We start from the raw sequence: 16,527 nt of genomic DNA on the forward strand, positions 1-16,527 counted from the left end.
CTAGTCAGCCTCTCGTTCGATTGCCGCATCGGGGTTCCGGTTCAGAAGGGTGATAAGCTCTGAGGCGGATACATCGGGGCGCTCGCCTGCTTTTTGATAGAGGGCCTTTATCGATTCATAGTCTTCCTTTGTATCAATGGTCAGCCGATATTGAGGGGCGCGAAATCGTTCCGGCGCCTCTAAAAACTGAACACGATAAAGAGCTGGATGATTCCTTATATATAACGTGACATGCTCCTGATATTGATCCTCCATATTCTGAATACGGCTGATGTCAATTAACAGGTTGGCGTTGACCACTTCGCCGCAAATCCCTAATGGGGCATTCAGAATATACGTATAATCCGATCCTTGATCAAAATGCGCCTTAATCATTACATCGAGCAGCTCCGGATCGACAAACGGATTATCACCCGTTAACCGGATGATGACTGACGGTTTAACAGCTTCTATGACCTTCACAAACCTATCGAGGACACGTTCTTCGCTCCCGCGGAAAACACGAAAGCCTTGTTTGATACAGTGCGCCTCTAATATGTCGTCAGTTTCTTTGTCAGACGTGGCGATGACAAGATTATCCCGATCCTTTTGGTAAAACGCGCTTTTCCGGACGCGGTGAACGAGAATATCAAGTAAACGACTCGATCCGAGCGGCCGAAGCACTTTTCCCGGAAGCCTTGTTGAACCCATTCTTGCCTGAATGATAAAGAGAATATCATTCATGAAACGGGCTGTCCTTCAGTAAAATGTCATCCCAGACAATGCCTGTGTCGGCCGGAATGTTTCTTACAGCCCGAACACCGCTGGTCAGCAGTTCAAAAAATCTCGGGTGCAGCCCCTGCGGCTTTTGTCCGGGCCGAAGCACTGCGATATTGTCTTCACTAAAGGCTTCACCTTTTTGAATCGGAGCTGTTGTAAAAATGCCTCTGTATGCAAAATTTCTGATTTCTCCTTCGATGGAGGTTGTTGTTTTGTAGGAACTGCCAAGCAGTTTTTCAGAGACTGGCTTTGTGATCCCCTGTTTCAGCTCAGCTTCTGTTTTCCTGATGCCATCGACCATTTCTTTCAATTCATCCGGATTTAATGCAAACGAGTGGTCGGCACCCGGCAGATTTTTATCGATCGTAAAATGCTTTTCTATCAGTTTTGCTCCGAGCCGAACCGCGGCACACGGTGCTTCTGTCGGATGCTCGCTATGATCGGAGAAGCCGATGACCGCCTCAGGAAAAGCGGCGGCAAGCATCGGAATGACGCTGAGGTTGCTGTACTCCGGCGGTGCTGGGTATTTCGCCACACAATGCATTATGGCAATTTGATTGTTTCCCTCTGCCCTGATGGTGCGCCAAGCTTCGTGAACATCAGAGATTTCAGCTCCGGCTGTCGAGAAAATCATCGGCCTGTTCAGTCGGGCGACATATTTGAGCAACGGGAGATGGTTAATTTCATAGGATGCGATTTTAAAAGCGCTCGGCGAGGTAGACTGAAGCAGATCAGCTGCCCCCTCGTCACATACCGTACTTAAAAAGATCACCTGCTTTTCGCGGCAGTAATCCAATAGCGGTAAAATCCACTCAGCAGGCATTTCCATAGATTGAACCAAAGAAAAAATAGAGACGTCCTTGCCCGCTGCCGTCTTGTACAAACCAGGATCTTTCTGGTACATCCTATCAGCTTGGAACATTTGAAACTTCACGGCATCCGCTCCCGCTTCCGCCGCCGCGTCAATCAGCGCAAAAGCCTGATCAAGCTTCCCGTCATGATTAATCCCCGCCTCAGCAATAATAAAAACAGGAGCGTCTTTGCCTACAGTTTTATTCGCGATCTGAAACGCTGCCATTATTTCGCCTCCTTGCCCGGCCAAATATGATAATAGTAATACGATTGTTCAGTGGTGAAGCCCATTCGTTCATAAAGGCGGATCGCCCTTACATTGTGAAGCTGCGTCCCCGCTGTTACCGTTCTATGCTTCTGGATCTCCGGTTGTTCTATGAGATTCGCCAATAAATGAAACGCAATACGTTTTCCTTCAAATCCCGGTTTTACAGCCATCAAATCGAGAATGCACTCATCATCTCTTGATAAGCCCTGAAGATAGCCGATGACCTCGCCATTGTGTTTAGCGACAATATTGACCGCCGCCCTTCCATTCAGATTGTTTCGTGTCCACTCCTGAAATATTTCGTTTGCTGCATCGCGGCTGAGATGAGGATCCTGAAAATATCTGCTTTTTGTAAACGAGTCTCGGGCCAGCTCACATATCGCTTCTGTGTCCCCGGGCTCAGGCGGGCCCAGTTCAAAAAATGGCGGTGTTTTGTCATAAAAAGACGGAGGCATCGCCAGCTTCAGCAAACTCCCGACAAAGTAAGAGGATGGCTGCTGTTGTATCACATGCGCAGCTCCGATATCTTCAGCCGGAACACGGACAAAGATAAAATCCGTTTCATCCATTTGGCGTACAGTATAAAAAGCTTCAAACAGCCTCTTTAGCTGCCCGGTACTATTTGCTGCAAGAAGTTTGACGTTCATGACTTTCTTCTGAAGCACCTTGCTTTCCCACAAAGAATCTTCGTAAAGCAATACACCTTGGAGCCTGCTGTTTTCATAAAGGCCGAGGGAAAATTGATACGGAACATCCAGTGTAAGCTTTCTGCTTTGGAGAAATTCCTCAATCAACTCTTTGGAGACATTTTCTTTTACCGTATACACTTAATCAGCCCCTTTTACGATATCCCGCACAGCTTCAATGACATCATCTACATCGTCGTCAGACATTGATGGATAGAGCGGGAGAGAAAGGGTTCGTTTATAGTAATTCATGGCATTCGGAAAGTCCGCTTCCTTATATCCAAATTGCTTTTGATAATACGGATGAATGTGTACTGGAATAAAATGAACGCTAGTGCCGATATTGTATTCATCCTTTAAAGCCGTAATCATTTCGCTGCGCGTAACCCCGGCCTTTTTTTCATCAACTTGCAGAACATATAGATGCCAGGCGTGCCTGCCGTCATCATGGACAAACGGCGTGATCAGCCCAGGAATCTGCTGAAAAGCGGTTTGATAACGGCCGGCAATCTCTTCTCTCCGTTTCTGCATATCATCCAGCCGTTTCAGCTGATGAAGTCCGAGGGCCGCCTGCAAATCAAACATATTCATCTTATAGCCGGGCGATTCGACTTCATAGTACCAGCTGCCATTTGAAGAATAACGGTTCCATGCGGCTTTACTCATGCCGTGAAGGCTTAGCACCCGGATCTTATCGGCAAGCCCCTCATCATCAGTCGTCAGCATGCCGCCTTCCCCTGTCGCGAGGTTTTTGGTGGCGTAAAAGCTGAATGCCGTTGCATCCCCGATAGAACCGATCATTCTTTGCTTATAAGTCGTATATACCGCATGTGCCGCATCCTCCAGCACGAATAAACCATGATTCTGGGCAATAGCCAATATTGCATCCATATCGCAGGACTGCCCGCCAAAGTGGACGGGCACAACTGCTTTGGTTCGCGGTGTGACGGCCGCCTCAAGCTTTACAGGGTCAATATTGAGCGTGTTTTCGTCAATATCCGCAAACACAGGCGTCGCTCCCGTATGAATAATCGTATTGGCAGTCGAGCTGAACGTAAGCGGAGAGGTAATGACCTCGTCCCCGGGTCCGATCCCTTTTGCTTTCAAAGCCAAAAATAAAGCTGCGGTACATGAATTCACCGCCACGGCGTGCTTCACCCCGACAAACGCGGCAAACTCTTTTTCAAACTGCTGAACCTTCGGGCCTTTAGAGAGCCATCCCGATTCAAGCGTTTCTGTAACCTCCTGAATTTCTTCCTTACCGATTAACGGCAATGAGTAAGGGAGAAAATGATTTCTTTTTTGCACCATTTCTTTGCGCTCCTATCATTTTATTCAGTATCTTCCCGCCTGTAATCAACCCCTGTTTTGGCTTTCAGTTCCACAAATAAAGCATTTGTTGATTCTGCCACCGGATAATTAGCCGCTATGAATGCCAGGCGCGCCTCTTCTGCTTTTTGATGCACGTCGGGACTTCGAAGAACCTCAACCAAGGTGTGCGCCAGTTCATCCGGCTGGTCAAACATAAAATCGCCAAGAGACTCATAATACGGATACGAGCGATTTCCGGACGATTTTCCGATCAGCACAGGCTTTTGAAACAGCATGGCTTCAAGACCGACTGTCGAGGTCTGCGTCACTGCGGCATCAACATACGGCAGCAAATCATAAAGCTCCAGCTCCTTTTTGATGACTCTGCATGCTTTATGTTTTTTCGCCGCCTCGTGATACAGATCAAGCTTGTTTTTTCCGATTTCCCACGGGTGGGGTTTAATAATGATTTGCAGCTGCTTCTGATCAGAAAGCCCCTGCAGCACACCCGAATAAAAATCTTCTGAAAAGGGCTGAGTGGCAATGAGCACAATTTTTTTAGTCGGCTGAAAAGCAAGTTTTCGATAGAATATGGACATATCCATAGGTGTTCTGTTAAAAATCTGATCGAAGCGGGGATGTCCCGTTACGAGAATCTGCTCGGGCTTACAGCCTTTTCGTATGAACCACTCTGCTTCATACGCACCAAAAACAGCTTGATAGGTTGTAAAAACAGGAATGAAGGCTTCATCTCCCATCAATGCGCCATGCTGAAGACAAATGCTGACGGCCCCTTTTCTTTGGCACATGAGAGCGAGCACCCTGCTGTAAATGTCTTCTGCCGTTCCGACAATAACAGCTGAAATCTTTTCCTGTTCAAACAGCGCATCAACTGTATCAATGGCCTCTATAAATAAAGGAATATCTTTGAAAAGCCGGTCGCGAAACGCTTGATCACCAAATGCCGGGTGATCATCATAAGGGGCGAGAAGCGAACAGGCTGTTTCGAGATAATGCTTCGAATCGCCTTTTTGGCATGAATCCGCAATCTCCCGCTTGCTAATGACAGGCAGATCACAATAATGCGGCAAACTCCATCTGGCCAAAACAGCCGTTTTTTCAGGATCAAATTGATAGTAATTTTCGTTTGAAAAACGCAGATAATCAAAGTGCAAAATGACTTTCCCTTTAACAGGTTTGTCATTTGTTTTAACGATTTTTCGGATTCTTTCTTCAAAAAACGGCTGAATCTGCCCCTCATCGATATGCTGATCCACCGATCCGAATAATTCCGGTTCTTCTTCCATCATCACCCTCAGCTCAGGGCTGATGTATTGATAAAAATTACTGATAAGCCCAAGCGGAATCCCTTTGTAGCGAAGTTTGTCAAAAAGCTCCACGTACTTCCGGTACAGCACCCAATAATTGCTTAAATAGGCCGACAAGCTCTCACCCCATTCCAAGCTTTTTTAATGATTCACGCAGCTCTCGGCAATTTCGCTGCGGAGGAAGGTTCCTGACAAATTCATTTTTTTCTGATTCAAACAGCTGAAAGTGAATCGATTGGTCGGTAATATAATTCAGGTCCAGCTCCTCATCCAGTGGGTAAAACGGATAAAAATGATTGACTCTCCAAAAGAACCGGGCATCTCCTATACGGTAAAACGCCGGGCTTTCATCCCAATAGGAGCCAAACTTCTCCTTTACCTTCTCAAGCACCGAATACCTGTGCATCACCGAGCAATGATCAATTGCGCACGGTGCGTTCCATGTCACTTGAGCGGCAGGCCTGACAGTTTCTTTTACAATGTCGCGATTCTCGTTTAAATGATAGGTTTTGGAGGCTGAGTAAATCACAGCCTTTTCAGGATGGGTATCGAGCTCCCGCACCATTTTCAGGAGGCGGTCCGGCATATAGATGTTGTCATCCGTCGCATAGGTGATATATTCACCCTCCGCCATCTCAATCGCCTGATTGATCAGTGCCGCGTATCTCGTTTTTTCTGTTCTTTCCTTCACTCCAGATATATCGCTTTGATAAAAACGCACTCGGTTATCATTCAAAAAAGGACGGATTACATTCAGCGTCTCTTCATTGGAGTTGTCATCCATAATAAACAATTCAAAATCTGAAAACGTTTGTGAGAGTATGCTAGAAATGGACTTTGCCACATAATCGCTTTTGTTATAGCTCGTCATAATGACTGATACTTTAGGCAAATCCTACACCTCCTTCTTGGAACTTCACACCTGAAACTATCGTTATCTTATGTTGCTTATGCTCAAGTTGCGCTAGGGATACAAACCAATATGCGAAAAGTTTGTGTATGTCTATGAAAAACAGCGGCTGCCCAGAGCGAAATCTGATCGGTCCGCTGTTCTTTTTCAGCATAATCCAAGCATCAGCCTCATAAGGTGAAAGAGATAAAAATCGCACCAGCGACTAAGATCGTTTTCCATCGGAGGTGAGTCATCGCGGAGCGTTCACCTATACATCCAGAACATGTTTTGAATGGTTTTCATAAAAAGGAGGAACGATATGAAACCGAAAAAAAATCAATATCAGCAAATGCAGGGATTTGATAATATGCAGGGGTATCAGCCTCAGTTTGGCGCCAACCCGTACCCGCAGCAAGGCCAAGGCCCACAAATGCAGACAATGGGGATGCAGCCAATGATGCCAATGCAGCAGGGACAGCAAGGACAACAAGGACAGCAGGGATTTGGATTCCCGGGCCAGCAGCAGGGCGGCGGTTTTCAAATTCCATCGGGGCCTACACCGTCAGGACCGGGCCAAAGCGTTCCCGGCATGCTGCCTGTTGAGGAATCTTACATCGAGAATATTTTGCGCCTGAATCGGGGAAAAACGGCCACCATTTATATGACATTTGAAAACAGCAAGGAATGGGGCTCGAAGATTTTTCGCGGCGTCATCGAAGCTGCGGGCCGGGATCACATTATTATCAGCGACCCGAAATCAGGAACACGCTACCTGCTCCTGACAATCTACCTCGATTACATTACATTTGATGAAGAAATTGCTTATACGTATCCATATTCCATGGCGTCCTATTCGCCAAGATAAGAAAAAAGCCAATCACTCATATGATGAGGATTGGCTTTTTTGTTTATAGATATTTGACGGCTGCGACAACGATCATAATCCAAGAAATAATAAACGCCACACCGCCGAGCGGGGTGATCGCTCCAAGAATGGAGATTTGCGTCACACTTAGAATATATAAGCTTCCGGAAAACAGCACAATTCCCGCAAACATCAGCCATCCGGCTGTCGTGACACTGCCTATGCCGGATAATTTATCAGCCAGAAACGCGACAACGAATAACCCAAGGGCGTGATACATATGATACTGCACGCCTGTGTGCCAAACCTGAAGATATTTATCAGGTATTTTCCCTTCTAATCCGTGAGCGCCGAATGCTCCGAGTCCCACGGCAAGCAGGGCGTTAATGGCCCCTAATATGATAAAAACTTTCATCTATCTCTCCCGCCTTTTCGTTAAACTCATATCATTTATCTTATCGCACCTGCTCCAAAATTCAATGTTTGTTCTCCGTTGACACGAGATTGTCGGATTTTCTCCTGCGCCAAAGCTGGAACTGGTCAGCCGCTATTGCAGCAAGCGTCCCTAATACGAGCCCGTTGCTTAATAGAGAAATAAATACCGGATGCAATCCCTTTAACGCAGTTTCAGGAACAAACATGATACCGACCCCTGTCAGCAGCGAGATGCCGATGATAGACCTCACCCTTTTTGATTCTTCTTTGTCATATGAATCAAATTCGGCAAAGGCCAGACCGCCCATTGCGGAGAACACAACAAAATTCACCGCAAATCCAACGGGTGACGGCAGGCTCGCAAACGTATTCATAAAAAACGGGATCACGCTGATCACGATAACCAGAATACTGCCGAGCATAAACGGTTTTTTAGAAGGCATTTTGGTCGTTTCAATAAAACCTGCGGCTCCCGAAATCGGAACAGGCGCAATAGCTCCCGTCAAACCGCTAAGCAGATGGCTGAATGAAGCGGCAAAACCGGCATGGCGTTCATGATGCTTTCCATCAGGCTGTTTGCTGAATTTTTTCACGGCGATGTCCACGACCTTCATGCTCGCCAGCATATTCACGATCAGCAAGATGGTAATAAAAATAGAAGTGATGATCAGGCCACTGTTAAATAACGGTGTCCCAAAAGGAAACAGGGAAGGCAGCTGAAACAGCCGGTCCGGCATTTCAATCGGCTTTGCCGCTCCGGCAGCCGCAAACAGCACCCATCCGCCGAACAAGGCTAATAAAATAGAATATTGCTTAAAAAACATGATGTTCGAATTTGTCATTATAAAGGCGGCAGCGATCACAACAAGCGCCAGGCCAAATACAAGACCATCCACCCCGTCCTGTCGATAACCGATTCCGAGAATTCCTTTTATAATGGGCTGACTCAGCTGCATGACAAGAAGCAATAAATAGACGCCCGTTACAACCGGAGTAAACAATTTTGCAAGTCTGTCAATGACCTTGAAAACACTTAACAAAAAGAAACATACAGCGCTTACAAGAAGAGCTCCCTGCAAACCCCGCAGTGTGTCTCCATATGTCGCAAACACAGTTCCCGTCAGCCCTGCGTAGATCGTATACACTCCCCACCACAAGCCGGCTGGGCTTTCATTGATCGGCAGTCTGTGGCCTTTCAAACACTGAATGACGGCGGCAATTCCCAGTACAAAAAAAGTGCTTTGAATCAATCTTGCAGAATCTGAGTGATCCAGATGAAACGACTGGGCAACCGCCACCGGAACAACTATCGCCGCAGCAATGATAAACGCTGTCCATTGCAGCGCGCCAAGAACCAATTTCACGTAAGCTCAACCTCTCTCTTTAAAAATCAAATAAAGACTCTCCGTTTCCATCCTCTTCCTGCTTCTCTTTTTCTTGCTTTCGATATTTGTTTAATCCCGCGCTCCCCATCATTTTTTCCATCATCAGCTGGTCTGTCGATGGCGGCGCGGCAGGACTTGGCGTAACGCTCGGCTGTATGCGGGGCGCGCTCACGTTCTCCGGCTGATCAAGCACGACATCACACAGAGAACGGACAACCGCTACATAACGCTTCAGCTCCTCATCCCGTTCAGCTGTTTTTGCTTTTTTCAGCTCCTCTTCCATCTTTTGAATTAATGCAGATATATGAATGTTCATGAAGCACCCTCCAAAAAAATAAATGTTGTCTTCCTGCATTTTATCAAATTCCTGCTGTAAACGCAGATATGAGTTTGTTATTTTTTCTGACAAACCTTGCGCGATTGACAAGCAGAAGAGATTTTTCACATAATAAATCACCATACCTTACAAAAAGGAGAAACGGAATGAACAGCATCCCCTCTATCATCAGCAAGCATAAAGCCTATTTTGCGGCGGGACATACGAGACCGCTTGAATCGAGACTGAACATTTTGCGAAAGCTGAAACAAGCCGTCAGAACTCATGAAGCCGATCTCATAGCCGCTCTCTACCAGGATCTCCATAAATCCGAGCAAGAAGCATACTCAACAGAAATCGGAATCGTCTTGGAGGAAATCAGCTTTGTCATGAAACGGCTGAGAAAATGGTCCAAGCCGAAACGAGTCAAAACGCCGCTGACTCATCTAGGCTCCAAAAGCATCATCATTTCTGAGCCGTATGGAACCGTTTTGGTGATTGCGCCTTGGAATTATCCCTTACAGCTGGCGCTTTCTCCGTTGATTGGAGCCATTGCGGCGGGGAACACGGTCGTTCTCAAGCCATCAGAATATACGCCGGCTGTTTCTGCTATTCTTTCCAAACTCATCAGCAGCGTTTTTCCGACCGATTATGTCGCTATGGCAGAAGGCGGGCCCGACGTCAGCACAGCATTATTACAGCAGCCCTTTGACTACATTTTCTTTACCGGCAGCGTAGCCGTGGGAAAAATCGTCATGGAGGCCGCCGCCAAACAATTAATTCCCGTAACCTTGGAGCTCGGCGGCAAAAGTCCCTGCATCGTCCATAAAGATGCTGACATTCAGCTTGCCGCCAAACGCATCGTCTTCGGGAAATTTACAAATGCGGGACAAACCTGCATCGCACCGGATTATTTATTTGTCCACGAGGACATCAAAACGAAGCTCACAGAAGAAATGAAGCGTGCGATCAGAGAATTTTACGGCCCTCAGCCGGAACGGAATCCGCAGTACGGCAAAATCGTCAGTGAACGGCACTATCAGCGGCTGCTCAGCTTTCTGAATGACGGCATCCCACTCACAGGCGGACAATCTGATCCCAATCATCACAAAATTGCGCCGACCATTCTCGAACAAGTGAGAGATGACTCTCCAGTGATGCAGGAGGAGATTTTCGGGCCGATTCTTCCGCTCTTTACATACCGCAATATCGGGGAAGTCATTGAAAAAGTCCAATCGCGCCCTAAGCCGCTCGCCCTGTATCTCTTCACCACAAACAAAGAAATTGAGCGCGCTGTTTTAGGAAATCTGTCGTTTGGCGGGGGCTGTGTCAATGATACGTTAATGCATGTGGCGACGCCGTATTTGCCATTCGGCGGCGTCGGGGAAAGCGGCATCGGCAGCTATCACGGGTTTGACAGTTTTAACACATTCACGCACAAAAAAAGCGTCGTCAAACAAACGAACCGCTTCGACTTCGCATTTCGTTATCCTTCCTCCAAAAACGGGCTGCGAATGATTCGAAAAATACTCAAATAAAAAAGCGCAGATCACCTGCGCTTTTTATAAATCCTTAATACACCAATCAATCGGCGCCTCTCCCATTTTCTCCAAATAGGCATTCGCCCGGGAAAACGGTCTGCTCCCGAAAAATCCGTTTCTCGCCGAAAACGGGCTGGGATGCGTCGATTCAATGATAAAATGCTTGGAGGTGTCGATCCGTTCTTTTTTCACTTGGGCATGCCTTCCCCACAAAATAAAGATAACCGGCCGCTCCCTTTCATTCAGCACGTCAATAATTCGGTCCGTCAGTCGCTCCCAGCCTTTTCCCTTATGGGAATTCGCCTGTCCGCGCCTTACTGTCAGCACAGTATTCAGCAAAAGAACGCCTTGCTTTGCCCAGCTCACAAGCGACCCGTGATTCGGGATGCTGCACCCGATGTCCTGCTGCAGTTCAAGAAAAATATTTTTTAACGAAGGCGGCTGCTTTACACCGGGCTTGACAGAGAAGCTTAAACCTTGAGCCTGTCCCGGCCCGTGATACGGATCTTGTCCCAGAATGACGACCTTGACATCATCATATGATGTATAATGCAGTGCATTGAAAATATCCCGGCTGTCCGGATAAATCGTTTGCTCCGCGTATTCCCGCTTCAGCATTTCTCTGAGCTCTTGATAATATGGTTTCTCAAACTCATCCTTTAGCTGATTCCACCAGCTGTCTTGTAAAAGCTGTTTCAAGATTCAGGCCCCCTTACGAACGATGAAGTCTGGAATAGACAGGCTCGCCATCCCAAACCATTTCACTTTTTGCTTCCCGCCTCTTCATCTCAGGCTCTTCAAGCAGGACAGCAAAGTTTTTCGTCGGCAGCTCCCCGAGTCCGTGCTTTTCACTTAAACGATCCAAATATTGCTTCCGCTTGGCGCCAAGGTCCGCAGACTGATTGTCTCCCGCGTCACTGAAGGCATAAATCACACTGGCGCAAGGGACACGCTTCACCCGGTAATCCTTGGCCACGCGTAAATAAAAATCCCAATCCCAGTAATTGTGCACATCAGCATCGAAATACCCGATTTCATCATGCAGAAAACGTCTGTACATGCTGCCCGACGGCACGTATGTAGAAAACACTCTCATATCCTCATAGTCAGCGGTATAAGCAAACAATTTCCGTGACACTGGATATCTTGTTCCGTTTTTCTCTTCAAACGAGACAATTTCCGCATCAGAATGAACGAAGTCTGCCGTTTCTATTTCCTTCGCCATTCTTTCCACATGCCCTGGCGTAAAGAAATCATCGTCATCACACAGCATAATGCAATCGCCAGACGCCTCTTTTACACCGGCATTTCTCGCAGCCACATGCCCCGAGTTCTTTTCTAAATTGATGACAGCAATCGGCAGCTCCGGATACAGTGCTTTGACCGGCACGACCGATTCCCCGGCATCATTCACAATAATAATTTCATACGGCTTCAAGGTCTGGCGGGAAATCGACTCCAAAAGCTCACACAAAGCCGGAATCCGATTATAGGTCACAATTACGATAGAAATCTTCATGATGCTCTCCTTCTCATTTTCATAGTCATGTACTATTAAAACATATATTGGACGGGAGATCAGTGGGAATATCCTACTGAAACAGGATAAGGTGATAATGAAAATACTAGATGAATTGCTAAGCCTTCTATATTGTGATACAGAGAAAATCTAACTATAATGAAAGACAAAACACGATGGAGGTTCAAGACATGTCTATGCATAAAGCACTCACCATTGCCGGCTCAGATTCCAGCGGCGGTGCTGGGATTCAAGCTGATTTAAAAACATTTCAAGAAAAAAACGTATACGGGATGACCGCCTTAACGGTGATCGTTGCGATGGACCCAAACAACAGCTGGGACCATCAGGTATTCCCAATCGATACTGATACAATCCGCGCCCAGCTTGCAACAATTACGGACGGCATCGGTGTGGACGCCATGAAAACAGGAATGCTGCCAACCGTTGACATTATCGAGCTTGCGGCAAAAACGATCAAAGAAAAACAATTAAAAAATGTGGTAATTGACCCGGTTATGGTTTGCAAAGGTGCTAATGAAGTCCTCTATCCGGAGCACGCCCAAGCCCTGCGTGAGCAATTGGCTCCGCTAGCCACTGTCATTACGCCAAACTTGTTTGAAGCCAGCCAGCTCAGCGGTATGGATGAACTAAAAACAGTTGACGATATGATCGAAGCCGCGAAAAAAATTCACGCACTCGGCGCTCAATATGTCGTCATTACAGGCGGAGGTAAACTCAAACATGAGAAAGCCGTTGATGTTCTCTATGACGGAGAAACAGCGGAAGTCCTTGAAAGCGAAATGATCGATACGCCTTATACACATGGCGCAGGCTGTACATTCTCAGCAGCCGTGACAGCGGAGCTTGCCAAAGGTGCGGAAGTCAAAGAAGCCATTTACGCAGCGAAAGAATTCATCACAGCGGCCATTAAAGAATCCTTCCCGCTAAACCAGTATGTTGGTCCTACGAAGCATTCTGCACTGCGCCTGAATCAACAATCATAAACAAAAGGGGCTGCCTTACAGAAAGGCAGCCCTTTTTAAATCACCGAAGACTTTTCACAGAAAAAACTGCCGATCCCATCGGCAGCCTGTTTATTTGATTTTTAAATTGTTTGCAGATTTCCTCAAAAATGTTTCTATCGACTGAACAAAAAGTGCATATTCCTTCATTTGTTCATATGCTCGCGTGAGAATTTCCGCCGTTTCACTGTGCGGCGTTGTTCCGCCAAGCATTTTTTTCAGCTGAAGCAGCACATCCTTATATTCTTCCCGCTTATCTTCAACTTGGTTAGCAGCCTTTTCCAAACATTCCGGTGTTATCTTCTGTTCATGTATATTCAAGAAAACAACTCCTTTTACAGAAAAAAATAGTAGGTTATCGTTGAAGAATAGCACAGATGGCTCAGATTTCACATAAGAAAATAGAAGGATTTTCTACATAAGTGTCCAAATTCCGACATTCATTTCAGATTTCCCGGTCGAACTGGCTGTTACTTCATGATTTCCCGGGAAAGGAAAATATCTTGCACTAAAGACCTCTTCTCCGTTATTCATAAAGATTTCCACAGATGACGCGTCGAGAAACATGTGTACGGTATGCAAATCCTTGATGCGGCAATGTCTCGCTTCTGTTCTTTTTCCGTCAAAGCTCTTTCGTTCCAGCGTAACAATCCCTTCGTCTTTATGGAAGGAAAACGTAGCCGTTCCGCGGATACTGATTGAAAAGCCAGACTCCGTATGAATGTCTTCCAGCAGAATCTCAGCTCTTTCAGGTTTTTCCACTGGAAGCGTACCAGATGATCCATGCATGTTGATGTGTATTTTTTTCTCATTTCTGCGCATGGCTTTTAGCTCAGGCAGCGGCTGCTGAATCAGCTTCTGGCCTGAAAGCGTCAGCTGTCTCGGCAGCGTCATGCAGTGAATCCAGTGGTAGTCAATGGTCGGATGGGACCCTTCATCCTGATCAGGCACCGCCATCCATGCAAACAAAATCCGCCTTCCCTGATCGTCTTCAAGTGTTTGCGGCGCGTAAAAATCAAAACCTTGATCAAGCTCCGTAAATTCACCATGCTTCAGTTCAGGCTTGTTATAATCGAGACGGCCGACAAAATAACCTGATTGATATACGTTCTGATAACGAAAACCGTCAGCCTCAAGCCCTTGAGGCGAAACAATCAGCACATCCGATCCTTGAAGGGAAAACAAATCTGGGCATTCCCACATGTATCCAAAATCGTCCAGCCCGTTGAAGCCCGCGCCGGTTATCGGGCCAAGAAATCTCCACTCACTCAGGTTATCAGAAGCAAACAATACAGCCTGCCCTTTCAAATTCTCTGTTTGCGCACCAATCACCATATACCATGTGCCTTCATGCCCCCATACCTTCGGATCGCGAAAATGCGCCGTGTATCCTTCAGGGAGGCGGGCGACGACACCCTTTTTCTCAAAGGACAGTCCGTCGTCAGATACAGCAAGGCATTGATACGTTTCCCGGTTTCCATTCTGATCCCTGACATTTCCTGTGTAAAACAGATAGAGCCGATCGTCTTTCGTGACAGCACTGCCCGAGTAGCAGCCGTTTTTATCAAACCAATCACTCGGAGCCAGCGCAATCTCTTCCCGCTTCCAATTCACAACATCCTGTGTCGTATAATGCCCCCAAAATTTTGCGCCGTGCCCCGTCTGAAAAGGCTGCCACTGAAAGAATACATGATAGCTGCCCTTCCAATAAATCACGCCATTCGGGTCATTCAGCAGCCCAACCGGCGGCATGATGTGAAAATGCTGGCGGTGCGGATCGCTGTTAGCGATGGGCTCTTTTTTCTCCACTTCCTCATAAGCCCGGCGACGAAGCTCCTGGTCATGTGCTGTCATTTTTTCCTCTCCTCATCCTCATTAATCTTCATGACAAATGCTGCAATGAACGCTGACACTGCTGCAATCGCCATGCCAATCAGATAGTGAATCAAGTTGCTGAAGCCAAACGGAGCCGCAATGGCGATCATCGGAATTCCCGTTAACCCGTAAGCGTTTGCAGCTACATGTGTAAAGACGACATATGCCCCACCCAATGCGCCTCCGATCATCGCGGCGATAAACGGTTTTCGGTAGCGAAGATTGACTCCGAATATGACGGGCTCAGTAATGCCGAGAAAAGCGGAAAATGCTGCTGGAAGCGCGATTTCTTTTGTCTTTGCCTTTTTCGCCATAAAGAAGACGGCAAGGCCTGCCCCGCCCTGTGCGACATTCGCCATTGACCAGATCGGCAGCAAGTAGTTTTTGCCTATATCTGCAATTAGCCCCGCCTCAATCGCATGGAAGCTGTGATGAACACCTGTCAGCACGATGAGTGAATACGTGCCCCCGAAAATCAAACCTGCGACAAAACCGGCATGGTCATACACATAAGTTAAAGCAACCGTAATCCCGGAGCCAAGCGCCCTGCCCAGAGGGCCAATCGCGATAAAAGCAACAAACCCGGTGACAATCACAGTAACAAATGGTGTAACAAGCAAATCTACCGCATGTGGAACCACTTTTCTCGTCCATTTCTCTACCTTGCTCATCACATATACCGCAAGCAGGACAGGGATAACAGTTCCCTGGTAGCCGAGAAGCGCGATATCAAATCCGAAAAGATGCATATAATCAGGTGTCGCTTCAGCCAAACCCCATGGATTCAAAAGGTTTGGATGAATCATGATTCCCCCAATGACCGCTCCCAAGTACGGGTTGCTGCCAAATTCTTTTGAAGCGCTGACCCCGATTAGAATCGGCAAGAAAATGAATGCTGCACTTGAAAACATATCAAGCAGCTGCAAAAGCGCAGAATCCTTGCTCATCCAATGAAACGCATTGATCATACCCAGCAATCCCATTAATAGGCCGCTGGCTACAATAGCCGGGATGATTGGAACAAAAATATTAGAAAGCGTTTTCGCAAATCTCGCGGCGGGATTCAGCTTTTCTTTTGCCGCATCCTGATGATTGACGTGTTCTTCACGCTCAATATCAGCTTCTTTAGAAAAGGCATCGAATACTTTATTCACAAGGCCTGTTCCGAAAATGATCTGGTACTGGCCAGAGCTGCTGAAAGCCCCTTTGACGCCATCAAGCTCTTCTACTTGTGCTTGATCTATCTTTGATTCATCTTTCATCACTAAACGCAGTCTTGTTGCACAATGAGCCGCGCTGATAATATTTTCTTTCCCTCCGAGAAGCTCAATGAGGCGTTTTGCAGTCTCTTTGTAATCCATCTATTTCTCCCCCTTTTATTTAAACAAAAAAGACCTAAAATTCGCCAACGAATAAAGGACACAGCGATCCTTTTTCATTTACGCAAATTTTAGGTCTTGCCTGCTTTAC

Annotated in this window: 17 protein-coding genes; 3 read left to right on the plus strand and 14 right to left on the minus strand. The window is 46.8% G+C overall.

Going from position 1 to position 16,527, the window contains the following annotated elements:
• From NYE56_RS19240 to spsA, 6 genes are read right to left on the minus strand one after another with little or no spacing between them, the layout of a single operon-like run.
• A complete protein-coding gene (locus NYE56_RS19240; RefSeq protein WP_341284257.1) occupies positions 1-723 on the minus strand; it encodes a glycosyltransferase family protein in 723 nt (240 codons plus the stop codon).
• A complete protein-coding gene (locus NYE56_RS19245) occupies positions 716-1,837 on the minus strand; it encodes an N-acetylneuraminate synthase family protein (protein WP_341284258.1) in 1,122 nt (373 codons plus the stop codon). Before NYE56_RS19245 ends, NYE56_RS19240 begins: the two co-directional genes overlap by 8 nt.
• Positions 1,837-2,706: a GNAT family N-acetyltransferase gene (locus tag NYE56_RS19250; protein ID WP_341284259.1), complete on the minus strand. Its 870-nt coding sequence runs from the start codon at positions 2,704-2,706 to the stop codon at positions 1,837-1,839. Before NYE56_RS19250 ends, NYE56_RS19245 begins: the two co-directional genes overlap by 1 nt.
• A complete protein-coding gene (locus NYE56_RS19255) occupies positions 2,707-3,876 on the minus strand; it encodes a DegT/DnrJ/EryC1/StrS family aminotransferase (protein WP_160244502.1) in 1,170 nt (389 codons plus the stop codon).
• A gap of 20 nt (positions 3,877-3,896) precedes the next feature.
• Positions 3,897-5,321: a CDP-glycerol glycerophosphotransferase family protein gene (locus tag NYE56_RS19260; RefSeq protein ID WP_268555988.1), complete on the minus strand. Its 1,425-nt coding sequence runs from the start codon at positions 5,319-5,321 to the stop codon at positions 3,897-3,899.
• 4 nt (positions 5,322-5,325) lie between these two features.
• Positions 5,326-6,096 (minus strand): spore coat dTDP-glycosyltransferase SpsA, encoded by a 771-nt coding sequence (spsA, locus tag NYE56_RS19265; RefSeq protein WP_015250957.1) that lies wholly within the window; start codon positions 6,094-6,096, stop codon positions 5,326-5,328.
• 319 nt (positions 6,097-6,415) lie between these two features.
• Between spsA and gerQ the strand changes: the two genes are divergently transcribed.
• Positions 6,416-6,961 carry a spore coat protein GerQ gene (gene gerQ / locus NYE56_RS19270; RefSeq protein WP_123374225.1) on the plus strand — a complete coding sequence of 182 codons (546 nt, stop codon included), beginning with the start codon at positions 6,416-6,418 and terminating at the stop codon, positions 6,959-6,961.
• Between the two features lie 43 nt (positions 6,962-7,004).
• Here gerQ and NYE56_RS19275 read toward each other — a convergent pair whose 3' ends face one another.
• From NYE56_RS19275 to NYE56_RS19285, 3 genes are all read right to left on the minus strand, one after another.
• Positions 7,005-7,376, minus strand: coding sequence for a DUF423 domain-containing protein (locus NYE56_RS19275; protein ID WP_003227446.1), 372 nt, complete (start codon positions 7,374-7,376; stop codon positions 7,005-7,007).
• A 61-nt stretch (positions 7,377-7,437) separates the two neighbouring features.
• Positions 7,438-8,760 (minus strand): purine/pyrimidine permease, encoded by a 1,323-nt coding sequence (locus NYE56_RS19280; protein WP_123374226.1) that lies wholly within the window; start codon positions 8,758-8,760, stop codon positions 7,438-7,440.
• Between the two features lie 19 nt (positions 8,761-8,779).
• Positions 8,780-9,097: a YwdI family protein gene (locus NYE56_RS19285; RefSeq protein WP_041351304.1), complete on the minus strand. Its 318-nt coding sequence runs from the start codon at positions 9,095-9,097 to the stop codon at positions 8,780-8,782.
• A 167-nt stretch (positions 9,098-9,264) separates the two neighbouring features.
• Here NYE56_RS19285 and NYE56_RS19290 point away from each other — a divergent pair, with 167 nt between their 5' ends.
• Positions 9,265-10,635: an aldehyde dehydrogenase gene (locus NYE56_RS19290; protein WP_341284260.1), complete on the plus strand. Its 1,371-nt coding sequence runs from the start codon at positions 9,265-9,267 to the stop codon at positions 10,633-10,635.
• A gap of 24 nt (positions 10,636-10,659) precedes the next feature.
• Here the strand turns inward: NYE56_RS19290 and NYE56_RS19295 are convergent, their stop codons facing one another.
• Both NYE56_RS19295 and NYE56_RS19300 read right to left on the minus strand, forming a co-directional pair.
• Complete coding sequence (locus NYE56_RS19295) at positions 10,660-11,337, minus strand: uracil-DNA glycosylase (RefSeq protein ID WP_341284261.1); 678 nt, start codon at positions 11,335-11,337, stop codon at positions 10,660-10,662.
• 13 nt (positions 11,338-11,350) lie between these two features.
• Complete coding sequence (locus tag NYE56_RS19300; RefSeq protein WP_341284262.1) at positions 11,351-12,157, minus strand: glycosyltransferase family 2 protein; 807 nt, start codon at positions 12,155-12,157, stop codon at positions 11,351-11,353.
• Positions 12,158-12,348: 191 nt separating this feature from the next.
• Between NYE56_RS19300 and NYE56_RS19305 the strand changes: the two genes are divergently transcribed.
• Positions 12,349-13,164 (plus strand): bifunctional hydroxymethylpyrimidine kinase/phosphomethylpyrimidine kinase, encoded by an 816-nt coding sequence (locus NYE56_RS19305; protein ID WP_014665830.1) that lies wholly within the window; start codon positions 12,349-12,351, stop codon positions 13,162-13,164.
• Positions 13,165-13,254: 90 nt separating this feature from the next.
• Here NYE56_RS19305 and NYE56_RS19310 read toward each other — a convergent pair whose 3' ends face one another.
• The 3 genes from NYE56_RS19310 to scrA form a co-directional block, all read right to left on the minus strand.
• Complete coding sequence (locus NYE56_RS19310; RefSeq protein ID WP_003243437.1) at positions 13,255-13,503, minus strand: hypothetical protein; 249 nt, start codon at positions 13,501-13,503, stop codon at positions 13,255-13,257.
• 93 nt (positions 13,504-13,596) lie between these two features.
• Positions 13,597-15,036, minus strand: a complete 1,440-nt coding sequence (gene sacA, locus NYE56_RS19315; RefSeq protein ID WP_341284263.1) for a sucrose-6-phosphate hydrolase — start codon at positions 15,034-15,036, stop codon at positions 13,597-13,599.
• Entirely contained in the window at positions 15,033-16,418 is a 1,386-nt protein-coding gene (gene scrA / locus NYE56_RS19320; protein ID WP_003227426.1) for a PTS system sucrose transporter subunit IIBC, read from the minus strand. The genes sacA and scrA overlap by 4 nt, the downstream gene beginning before the upstream one ends.
• Between the last annotated feature and the right edge of the window lie 109 nt (positions 16,419-16,527).

It is taken from the genome of Bacillus sp. FSL R5-0603, assembly GCF_038050295.1.
GTDB classification, from domain to species: domain Bacteria; phylum Bacillota; class Bacilli; order Bacillales; family Bacillaceae; genus Bacillus; species Bacillus subtilis.